Source organism: Leucobacter sp. cx-42 (assembly GCF_014529985.1).
Taxonomy (GTDB): Bacteria; Actinomycetota; Actinomycetes; order Actinomycetales; family Microbacteriaceae; genus Leucobacter.
Window position 1 is genome coordinate 69,620 of the sequence record NZ_JACVMU010000013.1, and the last position, 19,521, is coordinate 89,140.

General features: G+C 63.1%; 16 protein-coding genes. 13 read left to right on the forward strand and 3 right to left on the reverse strand.

Annotated elements, in window-relative coordinates; genetic code table 11:
• Positions 1-117 precede the first annotated feature (117 nt).
• The 3 genes from ICM05_RS11815 to ICM05_RS11825 all read left to right on the forward strand — a co-directional run bounded on the left by ICM05_RS11815 (position 118) and on the right by ICM05_RS11825 (position 5,866).
• Positions 118-2,652, forward strand: coding sequence for a LuxR family transcriptional regulator (locus tag ICM05_RS11815; RefSeq protein ID WP_188024829.1), 2,535 nt, complete (start codon positions 118-120; stop codon positions 2,650-2,652).
• A 122-nt stretch (positions 2,653-2,774) separates the two neighbouring features.
• A complete protein-coding gene (locus ICM05_RS11820; RefSeq protein ID WP_188024830.1) occupies positions 2,775-4,778 on the forward strand; it encodes a cytochrome c oxidase assembly protein in 2,004 nt (667 codons plus the stop codon).
• A gap of 320 nt (positions 4,779-5,098) precedes the next feature.
• Positions 5,099-5,866 carry an SDR family NAD(P)-dependent oxidoreductase gene (locus ICM05_RS11825; RefSeq protein ID WP_188024831.1) on the forward strand — a complete coding sequence of 256 codons (768 nt, stop codon included), beginning with the start codon at positions 5,099-5,101 and terminating at the stop codon, positions 5,864-5,866.
• A 112-nt stretch (positions 5,867-5,978) separates the two neighbouring features.
• Here ICM05_RS11825 and dcd read toward each other — a convergent pair whose 3' ends face one another.
• The gene (dcd, locus tag ICM05_RS11830; RefSeq protein ID WP_188024832.1) at positions 5,979-6,584 is read right to left on the reverse strand and encodes a dCTP deaminase; all 606 of its coding nucleotides are present in this window, start codon (positions 6,582-6,584) and stop codon (positions 5,979-5,981) included.
• Between the two features lie 9 nt (positions 6,585-6,593).
• A complete protein-coding gene (locus tag ICM05_RS11835) occupies positions 6,594-7,271 on the reverse strand; it encodes a TetR/AcrR family transcriptional regulator (protein ID WP_215401777.1) in 678 nt (225 codons plus the stop codon).
• Positions 7,272-7,404: 133 nt separating this feature from the next.
• Here ICM05_RS11835 and ICM05_RS11840 point away from each other — a divergent pair, with 133 nt between their 5' ends.
• A complete protein-coding gene (locus ICM05_RS11840; protein ID WP_188024834.1) occupies positions 7,405-10,119 on the forward strand; it encodes an MMPL family transporter in 2,715 nt (904 codons plus the stop codon).
• Positions 10,116-12,206 (forward strand): YhgE/Pip domain-containing protein, encoded by a 2,091-nt coding sequence (locus ICM05_RS11845; RefSeq protein ID WP_188024835.1) that lies wholly within the window; start codon positions 10,116-10,118, stop codon positions 12,204-12,206. The genes ICM05_RS11840 and ICM05_RS11845 overlap by 4 nt, the downstream gene beginning before the upstream one ends.
• Before the next feature lie 77 nt (positions 12,207-12,283).
• Here ICM05_RS11845 and ICM05_RS11850 read toward each other — a convergent pair whose 3' ends face one another.
• Positions 12,284-13,243, reverse strand: a complete 960-nt coding sequence (locus tag ICM05_RS11850) for a rhodanese-related sulfurtransferase (RefSeq protein WP_188024836.1) — start codon at positions 13,241-13,243, stop codon at positions 12,284-12,286.
• A 249-nt stretch (positions 13,244-13,492) separates the two neighbouring features.
• On the opposite strand from ICM05_RS11850, the gene rpmB reads away from it, so the two are divergent.
• The 8 genes from rpmB (at position 13,493) to ICM05_RS11890 (ending at position 19,124) form a co-directional block, all read left to right on the forward strand.
• Positions 13,493-13,729 (forward strand): 50S ribosomal protein L28, encoded by a 237-nt coding sequence (rpmB, locus tag ICM05_RS11855; RefSeq protein ID WP_188024837.1) that lies wholly within the window; start codon positions 13,493-13,495, stop codon positions 13,727-13,729.
• Positions 13,729-13,896 (forward strand): 50S ribosomal protein L33, encoded by a 168-nt coding sequence (gene rpmG, locus ICM05_RS11860; protein WP_017884003.1) that lies wholly within the window; start codon positions 13,729-13,731, stop codon positions 13,894-13,896. The genes rpmB and rpmG overlap by 1 nt, the downstream gene beginning before the upstream one ends.
• Before the next feature lie 2 nt (positions 13,897-13,898).
• The gene (gene rpsN, locus ICM05_RS11865; RefSeq protein ID WP_188024838.1) at positions 13,899-14,204 is read left to right on the forward strand and encodes a 30S ribosomal protein S14; all 306 of its coding nucleotides are present in this window, start codon (positions 13,899-13,901) and stop codon (positions 14,202-14,204) included.
• A gap of 493 nt (positions 14,205-14,697) precedes the next feature.
• Complete coding sequence (locus ICM05_RS11870; RefSeq protein ID WP_188024839.1) at positions 14,698-14,976, forward strand: HU family DNA-binding protein; 279 nt, start codon at positions 14,698-14,700, stop codon at positions 14,974-14,976.
• 118 nt (positions 14,977-15,094) lie between these two features.
• Positions 15,095-16,582, forward strand: coding sequence for a DHA2 family efflux MFS transporter permease subunit (locus tag ICM05_RS11875; RefSeq protein WP_353055901.1), 1,488 nt, complete (start codon positions 15,095-15,097; stop codon positions 16,580-16,582).
• 39 nt (positions 16,583-16,621) lie between these two features.
• Entirely contained in the window at positions 16,622-17,374 is a 753-nt protein-coding gene (locus ICM05_RS11880; RefSeq protein WP_353055902.1) for an ion channel, read from the forward strand.
• Positions 17,371-18,621, forward strand: a complete 1,251-nt coding sequence (locus tag ICM05_RS11885) for a chloride channel protein (RefSeq protein WP_188024840.1) — start codon at positions 17,371-17,373, stop codon at positions 18,619-18,621. The genes ICM05_RS11880 and ICM05_RS11885 overlap by 4 nt, the downstream gene beginning before the upstream one ends.
• 191 nt (positions 18,622-18,812) lie before the next feature.
• Positions 18,813-19,124 (forward strand): thiamine-binding protein, encoded by a 312-nt coding sequence (locus ICM05_RS11890; RefSeq protein ID WP_188024841.1) that lies wholly within the window; start codon positions 18,813-18,815, stop codon positions 19,122-19,124.
• Positions 19,125-19,521: the final 397 nt, after the last annotated feature.

Here is a 19,521-nt window from a genome sequence, read left to right on the forward strand (position 1 = left end):
CAGGTACAAACCTTGCGCAGGTTCCGTGCTCATGGTCATGATGTCAGTGTTATCGGTGCGGCCCTCAGTGGAAAGTCAATGCCAAGATCCGAACGGCACAGCTTGGGAGGCACGGCAATGAAGCGCGGTGAGATGTACCTGAACGCGATTGACATTCTGCAGGGCGGGCGCAGTGTCGAGCTCATCGGTGAGCACGGCAACGGCCGATCGCAACTGCTGCGCAAGATCCGCGACCACTTTGACACGCTCGGTTGGCGCACGCTTGAGGTGGCAGGCATCGCCTCGTTTGCGCGGGTCTCGCTCGGGGCGTTGAGTATTGCTGGTTTTGGCGGATCCGCCGATGCGAAAGCCGCCGATAATCGGACTCCGCCCATGCTTACCGCCTTCGACGCGCTCAGTGCGCGGGTGGTGCCTGGCCGAACGATCTTCGTGATCGACGATGCCGACAGCCTGGACGAGGCATCCTGGGGAGTGGTGAGTGCGGTAAGCGCAAAGCTTGCCGTCCCCTTCGTGGCGACCCGCGTGCGAAACGGCATCCGGCACAACGGTCCGCTCGTTACGAATGGCTTCGCGACGGTGTACTCCTTGGATCTCTCACCCATGTCGTATGCCGAGCTTGAGGAGACCCTCGGCCAGAACTTTGGCTTGCGTTTCGACGAACCCACGATGAGTCGAGTGTTCGCCATGTCTGGCGGAAACATCGGCTTGGCATCGTCGGTGATTGACGCCGGTCAGCGGTCGGGGCAGCTCACGGTGACCGACGGGCTCGCGCACGCAAACGGCTCCTTGTGGTCGCCGGCGCTGCGCGCGGTCGTGCAGTCGATACTGCACTGCCTGACTGACGAGGAGCTTGCTGCGCTCAAAGCGATCGCGATGCTCGGCGCGACCGAGGTGTCGAGTGTGGCGCGGGTGGTTCCGCGGGAACAGCTGGTGGCACTCGAGGAGCGTGCTTTCATCTCAATTGTGGAGGTGTACGAGCGTCAGCTCGTGACGCTGAATCCGCCGATCATTGAGGACTACTTCCGTCACGGAGCAAGCAGTGCGCAGCAGGAGCTGCTGCTCGAACAGCTGGGGGCGGATCCCGACCCGACGCCACCGTTGCTCACACGAGCGCGGCAGACTCAGGAGCGGGCGGCGTATCTGCGGCTCGTGCAGGAGCGGACCGCGATCCGCACCCTGCGCGCGCGGGAACAGTGGGCGCTGCACCCAACGCTCACGAATGCGTCGAGGCTGCTCCTGGTGATGCAGACGGATCCGGGGTGCTCACAGGAAGAAACCGAAGCGGTCATCTCAGAGGCTGCTGCGCTCAGCGGATCCAACCAGGAGCGGGCCGATTGGGCGCTCGCTCACTCCGCGCACGTCGCCTACGATCTTGGCGACTTCGTCGGGGCGATCGAACTGTTGCGCGCCGAAGCGGCACGCAACGAGACCAAACGAATCCGTCTGGAGGCCCAGACAGTCCTGTTAGCAACGTGCTTCCTCACCGTGCCTGAGGAGGAACCCTTCGCTGACGTCGATCGTCTCGCGCTCAGCCAGCACACCAATGACATGGTGACGCTCGCACGGGCACTGTGGTTCCTCGTGCGCGGTGACGCTGGCTTGGCGCACAAGGAGCTGGGTTTGCATTCCGCGCAGCAGGGGACGGATCCGCGTTTTGACGCCGTACAGATTTACACCGCGCTTGCGCTGGGGGAGCGGGAACGCGCGCTCGCCGCAGCAAATGTCGGGCTCGAGAATGCGCAGAGTGAGCTGGACTCGCGCAGGATCCGGATGTATTCGTTCCTGCGCGCGACAGCGTTGCTCACCATGCGCCGGTACGACGAGGCAGAGCAAACGGTCGCCGATGCGGTCGGCTTTGGCCTGCTCGCGGGGGAGAACCCACTGAGCCGACTCGGTCTGACGATCTTGAGCGCCTACTTCGCCAACCGGCGCGGCCACACCGCGCTCGCTCGCGACCTCCAAGCGGACCTCGTGGGCGGTCACTCAGCCGATGGGGCGCTGCCGTTGTTGCATCGTGCATTCCTTGAGGTGCGACTTACCGCCGACGACGATCTCGCGGACGCGGCTCGTGTTGCACGTGAAACAGGCGACGAGATGTGGGAACGTGGCGCGTACTTCATGGCCGCGTGGACCTACATCGATGGCATGCGATTCATGCCCGATCGCGCGTCATGGGAGCACGCAAGGGAGCGGATCGCGCAGGTCAACAGCCCCTCCATTCAGGCCTCTGCGCAGTTCGTGGACGCACTCGTCACAACCGACGTGAGTGCGGTGACAGAGGAGCTCGCGCGCCTCGAGCAAGAGGGGGATCCAGCCTCGACGAAGCGATTCGTGGAGAGCGTGCTTGGTGTGCTCCGAGCTGGGGGCCATGATGCAGACGCCGAACTCATCAGGGTGCTCCAGACGCGGGCTGGCGAGTTTGCAGGGGTGCTCGCGCCGCAGGCGAGCGGGACCGGGAGCAAGCTCAGCACGCGCGAACGCGAGGTCGCAGAACTGGTTGCGGCGGGGCTCTCGAACCCGCGCATCGCTGAAGCGTTGGTGGTCTCGATCCGCACCGTTGAATCGCACGTCACCAGGCTCATGAAGAAGCTCGGGGCGACCCGCAGGCAGGACATTCGCGAGCATTTGCTCGCCGCCGACGCCGGACAATAGCCGCCAGCCACCCGCACGAACCTTGCACGAACCCGGCACGCACCCCGTGCCTCACTCACCCGTGACGCGCGTTGGCGCTCACGCGGAGGAAGCATGCAGAGCCACACCGTAGGCTAGTTACCGTGCCACGTCTATTTCGCGTTCTTGCCCCGGCCGTGCTGTTCGCAGTGGCCATCGCCGCAACCTTCATTGGGCTTGCAATCGGTGGAGCTGCTGACCCGCGGGCGCTTGTCGACCCCGGATCCTTCGTGCGATACGGCTCGCCGATCGCGCGCACGGTACTGAACCTCGCACTTTCGGGCGTGCTTGGCGCGACCCTGATGGCGGTGTGGGCGTTCGCGACGGATCGCGCCGAGTACCGCATTGCGATGGATGTCGCGGCGGCTTCGGCAGCGTTGTCCACAGTGGCATCGGGCGCGGTAATCCTGTTCTCGTACCTTGACTTTGGTGGCCTCGAGTTCTCGGCTGGCCCGCTCTTCAGCGCCGGCCTCGCACAGTTCCTGACCGAGGTTGAGCTTGGCCAGCTGTGGCTGTTCTCACTGATTCTTTCTGCGGTGACGACGGTTGCTGCGTTTGCGTTCCGCGGCCGTCGCAGCACGCTGCTTGTGCTCGTTCTTGCGCTCGTGGCCTTCGTGCCGATCGCGTCGCAGGGTCACGCGGCTGGCGCATCCGGCCACATGCAGGCAGTGAACGCGCTGCTGGTGCACGTCATTGGCGCAGCGGCGTGGATCGGCGGCCTCGCCGTCCTCGTCTTCGTCTCGCGCTCGGTCGACCGTGAACGTCTCTCTACCCTCACCGCGCGTTACTCACCGATCGCGCTCCTTGCATTCGTAGGCGTCGCGGCCTCGGGTGTCGTTGCTGCGATGCAGCGCCTTGGCTCATTCGACGCGCTGTTCAACACCGGTTACGGCCAGCTCATTATCGGCAAGACCGTCACGCTCCTGGTGCTGGGTGTGTTCGGCGCGCTCCAGCGTCAGCGGATGATTCCGCGGATCGGCACCTCCGAAAAGGGCCGCCGCATCTTCGCCTGGCTCGTCGTGAGTGAGCTTGCGGTAATGGGCATCGTGAGTGGTTTCGCTGGCTCCCTCGGCCGCACTGCGACTCCGGTCAATCTCGATCCGGCGCGTGACCAGGGCGGCAAGATTTCGCCAGCTGAGTGGCTCACGGGTGACCCGCTGCCGCCCGAGCTCGGCTTCCAGCAGTACTTCACGGAGTGGAAGTTCGACATTGCTTGGACGCTGGTCTGCGTCTTCGGCGCTGCCTTCTATCTCGCTGCCGTGATCCGCCTCCGTCGCCGTGGTGACAAGTGGCCGATCGGTCGCACGATCGCGTGGCTCGCTGGTCTGGTCTTCCTGTTCTATGCGACCAACGGCGCATTGAACGCATACGAGGCGTACCTCTTCAGCACCCACATGCTCATGCACATGCTGCTGACGATGCTGATCCCGCTCGTGCTGGTGTTGGGTGCGCCCGTCACGCTTGCGCTGCGTGCGATCCCGAAGCGTACCGATGGCTCGTGGGGTGGCCGTGAGTGGATCATGTGGATGGTTCAGACTCCCTACTCGAAGTTCATCACTCATCCGATCGTCGCCGCTGTGGTCTTCGTTGGCTCGCTGTGGATCTTCTACTTCACCCCCATGATGCGTTGGTCCATGGAGGCGCACCTGGGTCACCAGTGGATGATCATCCACTTCCTGATCTCCGGTTATCTCTTCAGCCTCACGATGGTGGGCACTGACCCGATTCCGTATCGTTTCCCGTACCCGCTGCGCCTGGTCGTGCTGTTCGCGACGATGGCTTCGCACGCCTTCTTCGGCGTGACGCTCATGACGGGTGACAACCTCCTCGGCGCCGACTGGTTCGGGGCGATGGGTCGCGAATGGGGCGGTACCCCGATGGAAGACCAGGCGCTCGGTGGTGGCATTGCCTGGGGCATCGGTGAGCTGCCGACCCTCGCGCTTGCGCTCGTGGTTGCCGTGCAGTGGTCGCGCAACGACCGCAAGGAGCAGAAGCGCCGAGACCGGGCGGCGGATCGCCTGGGCGACGTCGACCTCGAAGCCTACAATGCGATGCTGGCCGAGCAGGCGGCGCGTGATGCGCGGGCGGCGAAGCGCGCGCAGCGTTAATCGCGTCAGTCTAGCTGCCTGCAATGGGCCAGCGATGAAAATGTGACATGAGTCCGTACGGAAGCCAACAGGGCGGCCGTACGGACTCATTTGTCTCGCCGTAGAGATACATTCCGGACTCGATACGAGTGCAATACAACCCCCAAGCAAACGCCTTGAGTCCTGATGAGAGGACAAAAATGGGTAGGGCATCTTCCCTGAGAAATCAAGATTGACGTGAGCGGCAACTCGGGTTGAGCATTGATGTCACAGGGCATGTAGCGCGGTGCTGTGCTGCATGCCACGACATCGATATTGGGCGTACGCCCCGAGGAGGAACCATGGGTTCAATGCAGGGCAAGAGCGGTCTGGTAACTGCGAGTGGTGCGGGCATCGGCCGCGCGGCGGCGCTCGCGTTCGCGCGTGAGGGCGCAAATGTTCTCGTCAGTGACATCAGCGAGGCAATGGCTGCTGAGACCGTTGAGCTGATCCGCGCCGCCGGTGGTACCGCTGAGTACCTCGTTGCCGACGCTTCGAAGGAAGAAGCTGCAGAGCAGCTCGTTTCACGTGTCGTTGAGCTCTGGGGCTCGCTCGACTTTGCGCACAACAACGCTGGCATCGGTGCGCCGAACGCTCCCTTCACTGAGCAGGAGGGCCCGGTCTGGGAGCGCATGTTCAACCTGAACGTGTTCGGCACCATGTACTTCATGAAGCACGAGCTGCGTCAGATGCAGAAGCAGGGTCACGGTGCGATCGTGAACACCGCTTCGCTCGCGGGCAAGTCGGGCAACCCCGGCCTCTCGGCGTACACCGCGACCAAGTGGTCGGTTATTGGCATGACGAAGGTCGCGGCAGCTGAGAACGCCGCGGCTGGCATCCGTGTCAACGCGTTCTGCCCCGGCGGCACCATGACTGCCGCGCTCGCTGGCTGGAAGGAAAGCTCGCCCGAGGGGTTCCAGGCAGTGGCGGATCGCATCCCCATGAAGCGTATGGCGGAGCCCACTGAGCAGGCTGAGGCAGCTGTCTTCCTGTGCTCGGACGCGGCTTCGTACATCACCGGTGTCGCCCTTGGCGTCGACGGCGGCGACGGCATTCTCGGTCACAACTAAGCGGATCCGCCGCTCACGCACCGAGTGACTCCCACGCTGAAATAACCGGCGCGCATGAAGGAACGGCTGAGGCTCCTGCACCAATCGGTCCAGGAGCCTCAACTATAGGGGGCTAGTTACCCGGCGCCCCTGCGACCGTGCCAGTGACGTCGGCGCGGTGGAAGTTCATGTGTGAGCGCGATGCGGTCGGGCCGCGCTGGCCGCGGTAGCGCGAGAAGGTCGCACCCGAGCCGTAGGGTCGCTCAGCGGGGGATGACAGCTGGAAGAAGCACAGCTGGCCAATCTTCATGCCGGGCCAGAGGCGGATCGGCAGGGTTGCGACGTTCGACAGCTCGAGGGTGATGTGGCCTTCGAAGCCGGGGTCGATGAAGCCAGCGGTCGAGTGGGTGAGCAGGCCGAGACGGCCGAGTGAGCTCTTGCCCTCGAGGCGTGCAGCGATGTTGTCGGGCAGGCTGACCTGTTCGTAGGTCGAGCCGAGCACGAACTCGCCGGGGTGCAGGATGAAGCCTTCTTCAGGGTCGACCTCGATGAGTCGGGTGAGCTCTGGCTGATCTTCCGAGGGGTCGATGACCGCGTACTTGTGGTTATCGAAGAGGCGGAAGTAGCGGTCGAGGCGCACGTCAACGCTCGAGGGCTGCACCATTTCGGGTTCGCTCGGGCTGAGCCCAATGCGTCCGGAGGCGAGTTCGGCGTTAATGTCACGATCTGAGAGCAGCACAGGTCAATCCTACGTTGGAATCTCTTCAGTAATGGCAAAGAGGAGCTCTGCAATCCGATCGCCGAGTTCGCTGAGTCCCTCGGGGGCGTCATAGCCGCCGATTGCTGAGATGCGGAACGAGCGTTCGTAGACCGACCCAAGCACGATCATTGCGTTCTCGCTTGGCAGTGAGAAGCGTCGGCCAGCAACGTGCAGAATCTCGTCAACGAGGTCGGCGAGCTCGGCGCGGAACTTGCTCACGAAGTCAGTGAAGTGGAGAGATTCGCTCGGTTCGCGCATTGCGAGGAGTAAAAATTCGGTCTCAAGTGCGAACCACTTTGCCTCATCACCGGTTTCGAAGAAGAAATCTGCGACGTAGGCGGCCGCTTCTTCGGTGCTGATGGGGCACGCTTGCTCGGCAAGATGTGGCATGAGTTCGGTGGTGCGAATGCGCAGATCTGCTGCGCGCTGCGCGTATGCGCGGTTGAAGAGTTCGACGAACAATTCTTCTTTGCTCGAGAAGTTTGAGTAGAACGCACCGCGCGTAAAACCGGCGCGACTCGTAATGAGTTCAACGGATGCGGCCTGGAACCCGGTCTCGGTGAACACCTCGAACGCGGCATCGAGCAGGCGTGCGCGCGTCTCCTGTCGGCGTGCGCTTGGCACAGCTTCGGTGAGGTGTGTGGTGTCGGGTATCTCGGAGAGCATTTGCACCATTCTCCCATCTCTTCCGCACTCGGAGGTTCCTGAGAATAGTCGGATACACCAGTGTATCGAAACGGATACACTTATGTATCGAATAGTCGATGCACAACTGTATCGGCCGTACCGAAAGGTCAGAATGTCGACAGCTCTCTACGCGCTTGGCCGCTGGGCCAGCCGGTACAAAGCGCTCGTGCTTGCCATCTGGATCGCCCTCCTGCTCCTCTTGGGTGCGGGTGCCGCGGTCTTCGGCAAGGGCGCCAATGGACCGATTGCGATTCCAGGCACCGAGTCGCAGGACGCGATCACGTCGCTGAGCCACACCTTCCCCGAAGTCAGTGGCACGAGCGCGACGATCATCGTGGTCGCGCCAGAGGGCAAGTCGGTCGAAGATGAGCCGTACCGCGACGTGATCGTCGACGCGACGGCTGAGCTTGAATCGATCCGCGATGTCAGCGGCGTGCAAACGCCGTTCTCTGAGCTGATGAGTAGCGGCCTGTCTGACGATGGCCAGGCAGCGTTGCTCACAGTGCAGATCGAGGCAGATATGTCGACGGTCGCTGATGAAACGGTGGCCGGCATCGAACAGGTGACGGAAGATATCCGTGAGGCGTTGCCCAAGGGAGCCGAGGTCTCGTACGGCGGTGAGATCTTCTCAGCCGCGGTGCCAGGCGTTACCGCCTCAGAAGCAGTCGGCGTCGTCATCGCGTTCATCGTGCTGATCCTCACACTTGGCTCGCTCATCGCGGCCGGCATGCCGCTCATCATTGCGATGCTCGGCGTCGGTATTTCGGTCGCTGGCGTGTTCTTCGTCACCGCATTCGTCGAACTCACCTCGACCACCCCGATGCTCGCGCTCATGCTCGGTCTCGCCGTCGGTATCGACTACACGCTATTCATTGTCAGTAGACACCAGGAGCAGTTGCGCGCTGGCCTTCCCGTCGGGGAATCGATTGCGCGCGCGACGGCCACCTCTGGCTCTGCCGTTGTATTCGCTGGCCTCACCGTCATCATCGCGCTTGTCGGCCTGTCGGTCGCTGGCATTCCGTTCCTCACCGCGCTCGGTGTCGCAGCTGCGGTTGCTGTGGCGATTGCCGTCGCGATCTCGGTGACGCTCACACCCGCGATCCTCGCGATGGCGGGGACGAAGATCCTCCCCAAGAAGCAGCGCAAGGCGCTCGCTGAGGCCGGCCCCGCTGGCCCGCCCGAGCCGAAGCTGACCCGCGCCGATCGCTTCTTCGCTGGCTGGGTGCGCGGCGCTACGCGGCGCCCGATCCTGACGATCGTGGCCGTGCTTGCGGTGCTGGGTGTTGCGACGATTCCGGCGGCGGATCTGCGCCTCGCGCTCCCCACCGCTACGTCGCTCGAAGCTGACGATCCCGCTCGCGTGACCTACGAGCTGACGGGCGAGCACTTCGGTGATGGCAGCAACGGTCCACTGTTGCTCACAGGCTCGATCATCACGAGCACCGATCCGCTCGGGCTCATGGATGACATCAAGGAAGAGCTGCTCGCGATGCCTGGCGTCGCAGACGTGCCGCTCGCGACCCCGAACCAGGGCGCAGACACCGCGATCATCCAGATCGTTCCCGAGGAAGGCCCGCACGCAGAGAGCACGACGCAGCTCGTGCACGACCTGCGTGACAAGCACGACGACTGGGTCGAGAAGTATGACGTGAGCTTCGCGGTGACGGGCTTCACCGCCGTCGCGATCGATGTTTCTGAGAAGCTCATGCTCGCGCTGCTGCCGTTCGGCATCCTCGTGGTTGGCCTCTCACTCGTGCTGCTCGCAATGGTGTTCCGCTCGGTGTGGGTGCCGATCAAGGCGACCCTCGGCTTCGTACTGTCGGTCGGCGCGAGCTTCGGTGCGGTTGTGGCGGTGTTCCAGTGGGGTTGGTTCGCTGACCTGCTCAATGTCCCGTCCACCGGCCCGGTCCTCAGCTTCATGCCGATCATCCTCATGGGCGTGCTGTTCGGTCTCGCGATGGATTACGAGGTGTTCCTCGTCGCCCGTATCCGTGAGGAGTACGTGCACGGTGCCGATGCGCAGTCTGCCATCAAGCGCGGATTCGCCGGCAGCGCCAAGGTCGTCACGGCCGCCGCACTCATCATGTTTGCGGTCTTTGCGGCCTTCGTGCCCGAGGGCGATCCGTCGATCAAGGTCATTGCGCTCGGCCTCGCGGTCGGCGTCGCGGTCGATGCGTTCGTCGTGCGCATGACGCTCGTTCCCGCGGTGCTTGCGTTGCTCGGCGATCGTGCGTGGCGCATGCCGAAGTGGCTCGCGAAGGTGCTGCCCTCGTTCGATGTCGAGGGTGAGGGCCTTGCTCGCGAGATCAAGCACGAGGCGTGGCCGGATGACCAGCCTGACGCCGCAATCGCAGCTGAAGATCTCCGTCTCGAGGGTGGGTCGCGGATCGATCACCTGCGCGTCGCCCCCGGGCAAGCACTCGTGCTCTCACCGGCCGATCCGAACGCGCTTGCGCTCGCCGAAGCGTGCACGGGTCGTCGCGCGGTGCGCTTCGGCACGCTCAAGGTTGACGGTCTGCTCATGCCGGAACGTGCAAGCTCGCTGCGGACCCGATCCGCCTGGGCAACACAGGGAACGGTGCGCGCCGCGCTCAGCGACCGCCCGACGGTGCTCGTGCTCGACCTCAGCGACTCCGCGGTCGTCGGGCTCTCGCTCGACGAGCAGCGCGACCTGCGATCCGCGCTTGGCGCCGGTCTCATCGACGCCAATGCGGGAAGCGCCCCGATCTTCATCGTGATCGGTTCTGCCGAAGACGCGGCGCAAGCGTTGCCCACAGGCACCGAAATTGTTTTTCTGACCCAGTCCACTGAGGGAGTCACCCGATGACCAGCACGCAGAACACCACCAGTGCGACGCTGCCACGACTGCGCGGGCGCAAGCCGGTGAACGCGACCACGATCCTCGGACTGGTGCTCGTGCCGTTCGTGATCGCCGGTCTCTTCATCTGGGGTCTCTGGAACCCCACCGAGCGACTGCAGGATGTCACTGCGGCGGTCGTGAACCTTGACGAGCCCGTTGAGCTCGACGGCCAGCTTGTGCCGCTCGGCCGAGTGCTCGCTGGCGAACTCATCGGCGGCCCGAAGCAGGCGAGTGAGCAGGCGAACTTCACCTGGATCCTCACTGACGAAGCAGAAGCCGAAGCCGGCCTGAAGGACGGCAAGTACGCCACGATCGTGACGATCCCCGAGACGTTCTCTGCCGCGGCAACCTCGATGTCTGGGGACGCAGACGAGGTACGTCAGGCGCGGATCGACATCACCGAAAGCGACCGCGGTCGCCTCATCGACACAGCGCTCTCGGGCATCGTGACGCAGACGGCAACGCGCGTGCTCAACGAGCAGCTCGGTACGCAGTCGGTGAGCGCGCTCTTCGGCGGCATGACCGAACTCAACAAGGGCATCGGCGGTGCAGCAGACGGCGCAAAGAAGCTTGCAGACGGCAACACCCAGCTCGCCACGGGCGTGAAGGGCGTCGCTGACGGTACGACCGAGCTGGCCGCTGGCACGACCGAGCTCGCAAGCGGTGCTGGTGAGCTCGCTGACGGCACCGCGCAGCTCGCGACCGGTGCGACCGGCCTCGCGCAGGGCATGCGGACGTTCACCTCTGGCGATGGCACCGCGGCGAACCCCGGCCTGAACGGGTACGCGGCTGGGGTGCAGACACTGGTGAGAGGCAACGGCGGGGACAACCCCGGCATGGTGACCTACCTCAACGGCGTGAATGACTACGCAACCGGTGTGGGCGACACCTTGACCGCCGTCCGAGATCCGCTGGCACAACTGTTTGCAGGTCTCGAGGGCAACGTAGAAACGCTTCGTGCGACGCTGAACGCAATTAACGCTGGCTTGATTCCGCTGCCTCCTGAGGTGGACAAGGATCAGCTGGTCGCTGCCTTGAGCGCGGCGATCACAGCAATTGAGGACGGGAGCCTCGACAAGGCACTCGGGGGCATCGATAGCTTGACCGAGGGCAGCTATTTGGTTGCCGGTGGCGCGCAGCAGTACGCGGGCGCACTCCCCGGTATTGCAGACGGCGCCTCCGCGCTCGCCGCAGGCTCAGAGCAGCTCACGCAGGGCGCTGAGCAGCTCTCGGCCGGCGTCGGCGGACTCTCCGAAGGCGCCTCCGCCCTCGCCTCCGGCACGAACGAACTCGCGTCTGGCACGAATGAGCTCGCGACCGGTGTGACCAAGCTCGCTGAGGGCAGTGACGCTTCTGCGAAGGGCACTCGTGAGCTTGCGAGCGGCCTGCGCGAGGCAGCTGACGGCATCCCGAACTACACGGACGACCAGGCCGAGAACCTCGCGAAGACCGCCGTGACCCCGGTGAAGGCCGAGGGTGGCAGCGATGAGATCTTCTCTGGCGCTGGCCTGCCGTTCTTCGCTGGCATCGCGCTCTGGGCCGGTGCGCTCGCAAGCTTCCTCGTGCTGGCACCGCTGTGGAGCCGCACGCGCGACGCAGCTCGCGGAATCGGCTGGATCACCCTCCGATCCGCCGGTCCGGCAGCCGCAATCGGTGCCGCACAGGGCGTTATCGCCGGCATCGTGCTCCCGGCCGCGCTGCAGTACGACTTCGCGCAGGGCGCGGCGTTCTTCTGCCTCGCCGTGCTGGCTGGCGTCGCGTTCGCGCTCATCGTGCAGGGCCTCTCGGCACTGCTCGGCGGATTCGGTCGCTTCCTCGCCTTCGCGCTCCTCGTCGTCGGATTCGTCGTCGGCATCGTCTCGACTGTCCCGGCCGGCCTCGCAGCCGTTGGTGACGCGAGCCCGATCGGCGCAGCGTTCAGCGGGTTCCAGGCCGTCGCCGCAGGCACCGGGGGAGCGGGCCTCGCCGCCTTCCTCCTTGTCGTGTGGGGCCTCGGCGGGCTCGTGCTCACCGCCTTCGGAGTCATGCGCGCACGCGCAGCACACAAGAAGTAGGGCAGACAGCACAAGGGGCGCGGATCACCAACACCTGGTGATCCGCGCCCCTGTTCGTGTGTGCGGGTGTGAGCCGCTTACGCCAGTGCGCCAGCTCCTGCCGCAGCCTCGGCGTGCGCCGCGCAGCCGACGCCAGCGTGCTCGTCGCAGATGACGAAGCGGGTCTTGCAGCTTGCCAGCGTGCAATCGGAGACGCGGTTCGAGGGCGCCTCGCAGACGCGGCAGCGGCCGATGACCTCAGCGCCAGGCGCGAAGTCCATGACCTCGCGGCCGTCGAAGACCGCGAGCGAGCCTTCCCACAGGCCGTCGTTGCCGAATGCCTCACCGTACTTCACGATGCCACCGTCGATTTGGTAGACCTCGCTGAAACCGCGGTTCTTCATCGCAACCGAGAGGATCTCGCAGCGAATGCCGCCGGTGCAGTAGGTGACGACCGGACGATCCTTGATGTGATCGAAGTCGCCGCTCTCGATCTGCTGAATGAAGTCGTGGGTCGTGCGCACGTCAGGGACGATCGCGCCCTTGAACTTGCCGACCTCGGCCTCCCACGCGTTACGGCCGTCGAAGAACACGACGTCATCGCCGCGCTCGGCAACGAGCTCGTTCACGCCAGCGGGGGAGAGGTGCTCGCCGCCGCCAACAACGCCAGCCGCGTCAACGACGGTCTCTTCGGGAATGCCGAATGCCACGAGCTCGTCACGTGCCTTCACACTGAGCTTCGGGAAATCTACGATGCGGCGCCACGGTGCACGGCGGTCCTTGCCGTGCAGCATCTCGGGCTCTGCCGGCTCGAAGCCAGTGCCCTCGCTCCACTTCACCTCGAGGCCGTTGAACGGCCCGAACTCGCGTGTACGGCGAATGTACTGCTTGCACGCATCAAGCTCGCCACCGACGGTGCCGTTGATGCCGTGCTTCGAAATAATGATGCGGCCGCGCAGGCCGAGCGACCGACACAGCTCCGTCTGCCACAGACGGACAGCTTCGGGGTCGGCGATGGGGGCAAATGCGTAATACAGCAGAATCTTGGGCTCGCTCACGGTACCCATGGTAAACCGCACGGCTGACAACCGTGTCGGGGGCGCGGATCCGCCTCACATTCCCAGTCACGATTCCGCGCGAATCCAATTTGTGAATCGCCCGGGATTGCCGTAAAGTAGGCCACTGGCCGTTTGCAGTTCCAGTAAACGGACCGTGGAACCTGGCAACGTGCGCGAGTGCAGTTCGGGTTCTGCAGACAAGCAATCTTGGGTGAGACCGTCCGGTCTCACGGTAGAGAGGAAATCATCATGGCAGCAGTGTGCCAGGTGACCGGCGCCGTTCCCGGCTTTGGTCACAACATTTCGCACTCGCACCGTCGCACCAAGCGTCGGTTCGATCCGAACATCCAGAAGAAGACCTACTTCGTGCCTTCGCTCGGCCGCAAGGTGACCCTGACCCTCTCGGTCAAGGGCATCAAGGTGATCGACGCTCGTGGCATCGAGGCAGTTGTTGCTGATCTGAAGAAGCGTGGGGTGAAGTTCTAATGGCTAAGGACAAGGACGTACGTCCGATCATCAAGCTCCGTTCGACGGCAGGCACTGGTTTCACTTACGTGACCAAGAAGAACCGTCGTAACACCCCTGACCGCCTCGTGCTCAAGAAGTACGATCCGGTTATCCGTAAGCACGTTGAATTCCGAGAGGAGCGCTAAACATGGCTAAGAAGAGCATGATTGCAAAGAACAAGCAGCGTCAGGCTATCGTTGAGCGCTACGCTGCAAAGCGTCTCGAGCTCAAGGCTGCCCTCATCGATCCCAACGGCACCGATGAGAGCCGTGAGGCTGCTCGCGTAGGCCTGCAGAAGCTTCCCCGTAACGCTTCGCCGGTACGCGTTCGCAACCGCGACGTCATCGACGGCCGCCCCCGTGGCGTTCTGTCGAAGTACGGCATCAGCCGTGTTCGCTTCCGCGATATGGCTCACCGCGGTGAGCTTCCGGGTATCACCAAGTCGTCTTGGTAATTCCCTAGCTTTACGCTGAAAAGGTGGGTGTGGTCCTTCGGGGCCGCACCCACCTTTTGTTTTCCGGCCGAGCGCTTGCCCCGGGCGGCCGGGTCAGCCCGCGCCGACCGCGCCGACCCGGCCGGTCCAGCCAACCCCGCGAAACCGGGGCTTTCTGCCGAAAAGGGGTCTTTCATGCGCATGAAAGGGGTGATTTCGGCAGAAAGTGCCTGTTTCGAGGAGGTCGCGGCGTGGGTCGAGCAGCCGGGCACGGGACCGGCGTTTGACCAGCTATTTACTCGCATCTGAGTGTTTTCGAACGCTGTCGGCGAAAAATCGACGAAAAAACGCCTGGAAAGAGGAAAAATTCTTATCGAAACCCGCGAAATCACGCCAAACTGAGGTAGATTCGTACGCGATCACATGATCGGACCCTTCGCGATTCTCGGCGAAGAGGTCTCTTTAACCTCAAACAGTGGCCAACTCTTCGGGTTAGGCCCTGGAAGGACACAACATGGCACTCAACAAGACCGAGCTCGTCGCAAAGATCGCTGCTGAGACTGGCCAGAGCCAGGCTGCAGTTTCGAGCGTCCTCGATGGCCTCTTCTCGGCTGTCTCGGAGACCGTCGCTGCAGGCGAGAAGGTTTCGATCCCCGGTTGGATTTCGTTCGAGACTGCGACCACCGCTGCTCGCACCGGACGTAACCCCCGCACCGGCGAGACCATCGAGATCCCCGCTGGCAAGCGCGTCAAGGTTTCGGTTGGCTCGAAGCTCAAGGCTGCTGTGAAGTAATTTCACTTGCTTGTGAGAAGGCCCCCTCGCCGTTCGCGGTGCGGGGGCCTTCTCTATTTGTGTGCAGCGCAGCCAAATTCATGCCCCACCTTCCAGCAATCGCGCGTACTATTGCTCGGTGACTTTGGATTCCCGCGGTAACGCAATACGCCCATGGCCAGCACTCTGGTCGCTCGTTCTCGGCTTCTTCATGATCTTGGTAGACACCACGATCGTGTCGGTCGCGAACCCGACGATCATGGCTGGTCTCGAGACAACAATGACGCTCACCCTGTGGGCGACGAGTGCGTACCTGCTCGCGTACGCGGTGCCGCTGCTTATTACTGGCCGCCTCGGCGACCGCTTCGGCCCGCGCCGCGTCTATCTCATTGGCCTGACGCTCTTCACGCTCGCATCGCTTGCGTGCGGTCTCGCGCCCTCGATCGAGCTCCTGATCATCGCTCGTGTTTTCCAGGGCCTCGGTGCAGCGCTCATGACACCTCAGACGATGGCGGTCATCACCCGCATCTTCGCGCCGCGTGAGCGCGGTGCAGCAATGGCGGTCTGGGGCATCACTGCTGGCGTTGCGACGCTCGTCGGCCCGATCCTCGGTGGCTTCCTGCTCGATGCTGCGGGTTGGGAGTGGATCTTCTTCATCAACGTCCCCGTTGGTGTGATCGCGTTCTATCTCGCGATGCGCAACGTGCCGGTGCTTGAGAAGCACCAGCGCCGCTTTGACTGGCTGGGTGTGGTGCTGAGTGCGGTTGGCCTCTTCCTGGTCGTCTTCGGCGTGCAGGAGGGTGAGTCCTTCGACTGGGGCCAGATCTGGGGTCCGATCTCTGTCTGGGGCGTCATCATCGCCGGGGTTGTGGTGCTTGCGATCTTCGTCTGGTGGCAGAAGGTGCAGAAGGGGGAGCCGCTGCTTCCGCTTGAGCTGTTCCGCGACCGCAACTTCTCGGTCGGCTCGCTCGCGATCACCACCGTCGGCTTCACCGTGACCGGTATGAGTTTGCCGCTGATGTTCTACTACCAGCTCGTCCGCGGACTCACCCCTACCCAGTCGGCCCTCATGCTTGTGCCGATGGCCGTGCTGTCTGCTGCGCTGGCAAAGCCCGTCGGCAGCTACATTGACAACCATGATCCGCGCCGCCTCGCACCGATTGCGCTGCTGCTCGTTGCGGTCGGCCTCGGCCTCTACATGCTCTGGCTCACCCCGGATGCGTCCATCTGGCTCCTCCTCGTCCCAAGCGCCGTGCTCGGCCTCGCGAACGCGATCATGTGGGGTCCGCTCGCGGCCATCACGACGTTCAGCCTGAAGCCGCAGCTCGCCGGCGCCGGATCGGGCGTCTACAACACCACCCGCCAGATCGGTGCGGTGCTTGGCTCGGCCGCAATGGCGGTACTGATGTCCTCGCGCCTCGCTGCGCACCTCGGTGCAGACGCGGCCGCCAGCGGAACCGGCGCGCACGTCGAAGCGCTTCCCGAGATCGCGCGCGAGGGCTTCGCCCGCGCCATGGCAGAGTCGATGATTCTTCCCGCGGTCGTCATCCTCGTTGGCGCGGTGGTCACGCTCGCGTTCAAGCCGCGTCCGACGAAGACCGGTCCGATCCCGACCACTGCCGACTGACCCGATGACGGCAGGCCTCAAACATGAAAACATGGTGGGGTGAGTAAGCAACAGAGGCCAACGCGCCAGCAGGCAGGGGTCGCCAGCGATACCCTCAGCACCGCCGGGTTGGTTATCGCCCTGGGCACGTTCTTCGCGACCGTCCCCCTCGCAACACACGACGATGACGTAGGAACAGCTTGGTGGTTGATCGCACTAGCGATCGGCTCCTCGCTGCTCCTCACTGGAGTCGTCGTGAGGATGTTCCGACGAAGCGGTAATCTCTTTCGCCTGCTGGCGTTGCTCCTCATCGTGGCAGTGGTGTGTGCGCTCGGAATCTACACCGTAGCTACTGAGCTCCCAGGCCAGTTCTCTGGGATCGAAACGCGCATCGACGCGCTGTACTTCACCCTCACCACAATGACCACGACAGGCTACGGCGACATCCATGCTGTGGGGCAGCTTGCCCGTGTCATCGTGTCATGTATTTTCTTCTTTGACCTGCTCTTTGTCGGACTTGTGGGTGTCGAACTCTCGCGCATCGCACAACGTCAGCACGAGGGTTCGGAGCCACAAGTGGCGGAACCGGCGGATCAGGAGGCACCGAGTGCCACCCCTGAATCGCCCGAACCGCATGTGTCGAGTGAATCGCTTTCGGCGCGTGACACATTTGCTGCAAGTGACTTGGCGGTGAAGAAGTCCGACCCTGCCGATACACATGCGGAAGCACCGGTGCCGACGTCTGAAATCACGCCGGAACCAGTGAGTGGCCAGCCGACTGTGCAGACCAAACCTGACGGGATTGCAGAATGACCGCTGCAACACCGCAGCCGAAGCCCACGGTCTGGACACGACTTCGGGCGCGGGTTCGTCCCGTCGTGACAGCCGTCGGTATGGGCGGATTTGCTGGGCTGATTACGATCCTCACCTTCCAGGGAATGATGTGGCTACAGCACGTCATCTGGGGTACTGCTCCCGTTGGGCCGCTGCGGATCGTGCTCACGATCTTGGCGGGTGGTGCGTTGCTGCTGGTGCTCGCACGATTTTCGCCCACAGAGACTGTTGATGAGCTGATCCGCGATACTCGTCATCCGTGGTTGCAATCGCGCCGAACCATCACTGTGACCGCATTGGTTGCGATCGTTTCGGTCGCGTTCGGTGGCGCGATCGGTCCAGAGGCCGGACTGCTTGCTGTGGTTGCGCAGTGCTCCTCGATCGTCTCCCGTCTGATTGCACGCGACGAAGCGCAGGTGAGGGCGATCTCAGAAGCGAGCGCCGCAGGATCGTTGGGCGGCCTCTACGGTTCGCCTCCAGCGGCAGCAGCATTGGAAGGAGATCTGCTCACACCGAGCAAACTTTCCGCGTTTATCGCGGGCGTATCGGGCTTCTTCGTCTTCATTTTTGTTGCGCGTAACGTCTTTGGTGGCGAGGGCGTCACGCGTGTTCCTTTGCCGGAGGCAACAGACGGTGTGGGATGGCTCATCCTGGTGCCGGTATTGGTGGGTGCAGTATTCGGTGCCGCTTTCCGGGTTCTCCACAGCAGGTTGGAAGCGTTCACATCGGCTGTGCGCCGCCCATGGCTCCTGACGGTTGTCGGAACACTGCTATTTGCTGGGCTCGCCGCGCTGCTGCCACTGGTGCGCTTCTCTGGACATCACGACCTTGGCGTGGTGAACGAACTGTTCGCCGAAGGTGAGGGCGGTTTCCTCTGGGTGATTGCGCTCGCCAAACTCGCTGCCTTGCTCATCTGCTTGGGCGCTGGCTGGCGCGGCGGAGAGATCTTCCCGCTGATCTTCATTGGCGCTGCTGCTGGTGCGGCCTGCGCTGTGCTGTTGCCCGAGGCGGATCCGGCTGCTGCAGTGCTTGCAGCCATGGCCGCCACGGTGACGGTTGGCTGGCGTAAGCCACTTGCGGCATTCCTGCTGCTCATTCTTGTGGTTGAAAATGTCACAGTGCTACCGCTACTTGCTGGCGTTGGCGGCGGCTTGATCGTTGACCGACTGTTCTTTAACTCGGCAACATCGACAGAGCCAGAAGCTGACATGGTTGCGGCTCAGTAACAGGCTGAAAAGGCGGATCCGCCGAGGTGGCACAACCCAGCTCAGAGGTACAGCTTGTCTGGGTGGGCAGTGGATGCGCCCGCGAATGCTGTATTCGCCAGGATGTAGCGACGCAGGCATAGTCAGACCTGCGTCGCTATGGTGGCAGGAGTAACACGAGCCTCGCGCTCACAGTCTTGAAAGGTGAAAACATGATCGTTGCGTTCTCCGTAGCACCAAGCGGTGGGCCAGCAGGCCTCGCTGACGGGTCGGTATCGCCGGCAGTTGCACAGGCAGTGCGCGTGGTGCGTGATTCAGGGCTGCCGCACCGCACCTCTTCCATGTTTACGGAGATTGAGGGTACCTGGGATGAGTGCTTCGACGTTGTGAAGCGTGCAACCGAGGCAGTGATGCCATTTGGTGCGCGAGTCTCGCTGGTGATCAAGGCAGACATCCGCCCCGGGTTTGAGGGCGAACTCGACGGAAAGCTTGAACGTCTCGAACGCGCGATTGACGAAGGGTGAGTGCGTGAGGCGGAACACGCCCGTGTTTTGGTCTCGGTTTGCGTCTGAGTGGGGATCGGCGTAATGTAATCCCTTGTCGCCGCAACGCAGCCGGGCAGCATCGCTGGCCTGGTTGATTCGCTTGCGGTTAACCGAAATCTACGGGTTTTGGTTGTTGGACTGCTTTTCGGAGGGCCATTGGTTTGGTCGGTACGGGGAGTGTCTGGTCCTTGAGAACTCAATAGTGTGCACTTGATTGTCAAATGCCAATTTTTATCCCCGGCATGAATCGTTTGGTTTGTGTTGGAGATTCCTTTTTTGGATGAATAATTCAGTGACAAATTTTTTGTCAGTGTTTCTATTTGTCAGGTCAAACTCGCATCTTGTCTGCCTTATTCCGGTGGATGGGTGCTTTTTG

Excerpts from the sequence above, each read along its gene's own strand:
- ICM05_RS11825 (WP_188024831.1), top strand. The coding sequence starts at position 5,099 with ATGGGTTCAATGCAGGGCAAGAGCGGTCTGGTAACTGCGAGTGGTGCG.
- rpmB (WP_188024837.1), top strand. The coding sequence starts at position 13,493 with ATGGCAGCAGTGTGCCAGGTGACCGGCGCCGTTCCCGGCTTTGGTCAC.
- ICM05_RS11815 (WP_188024829.1), top strand. The coding sequence starts at position 118 with ATGAAGCGCGGTGAGATGTACCTGAACGCGATTGACATTCTGCAGGGC.
- ICM05_RS11845 (WP_188024835.1), top strand. The coding sequence starts at position 10,116 with ATGACCAGCACGCAGAACACCACCAGTGCGACGCTGCCACGACTGCGC.
- ICM05_RS11885 (WP_188024840.1), top strand. The coding sequence starts at position 17,371 with ATGACCGCTGCAACACCGCAGCCGAAGCCCACGGTCTGGACACGACTT.
- ICM05_RS11835 (WP_215401777.1), bottom strand. The coding sequence starts at position 7,271 with ATGCTCTCCGAGATACCCGACACCACACACCTCACCGAAGCTGTGCCA.
- ICM05_RS11840 (WP_188024834.1), top strand. The coding sequence starts at position 7,405 with ATGTCGACAGCTCTCTACGCGCTTGGCCGCTGGGCCAGCCGGTACAAA.
- rpmG (WP_017884003.1), top strand. The coding sequence starts at position 13,729 with ATGGCTAAGGACAAGGACGTACGTCCGATCATCAAGCTCCGTTCGACG.
- rpsN (WP_188024838.1), top strand. The coding sequence starts at position 13,899 with ATGGCTAAGAAGAGCATGATTGCAAAGAACAAGCAGCGTCAGGCTATC.
- ICM05_RS11870 (WP_188024839.1), top strand. The coding sequence starts at position 14,698 with ATGGCACTCAACAAGACCGAGCTCGTCGCAAAGATCGCTGCTGAGACT.
- ICM05_RS11890 (WP_188024841.1), top strand. The coding sequence starts at position 18,813 with ATGATCGTTGCGTTCTCCGTAGCACCAAGCGGTGGGCCAGCAGGCCTC.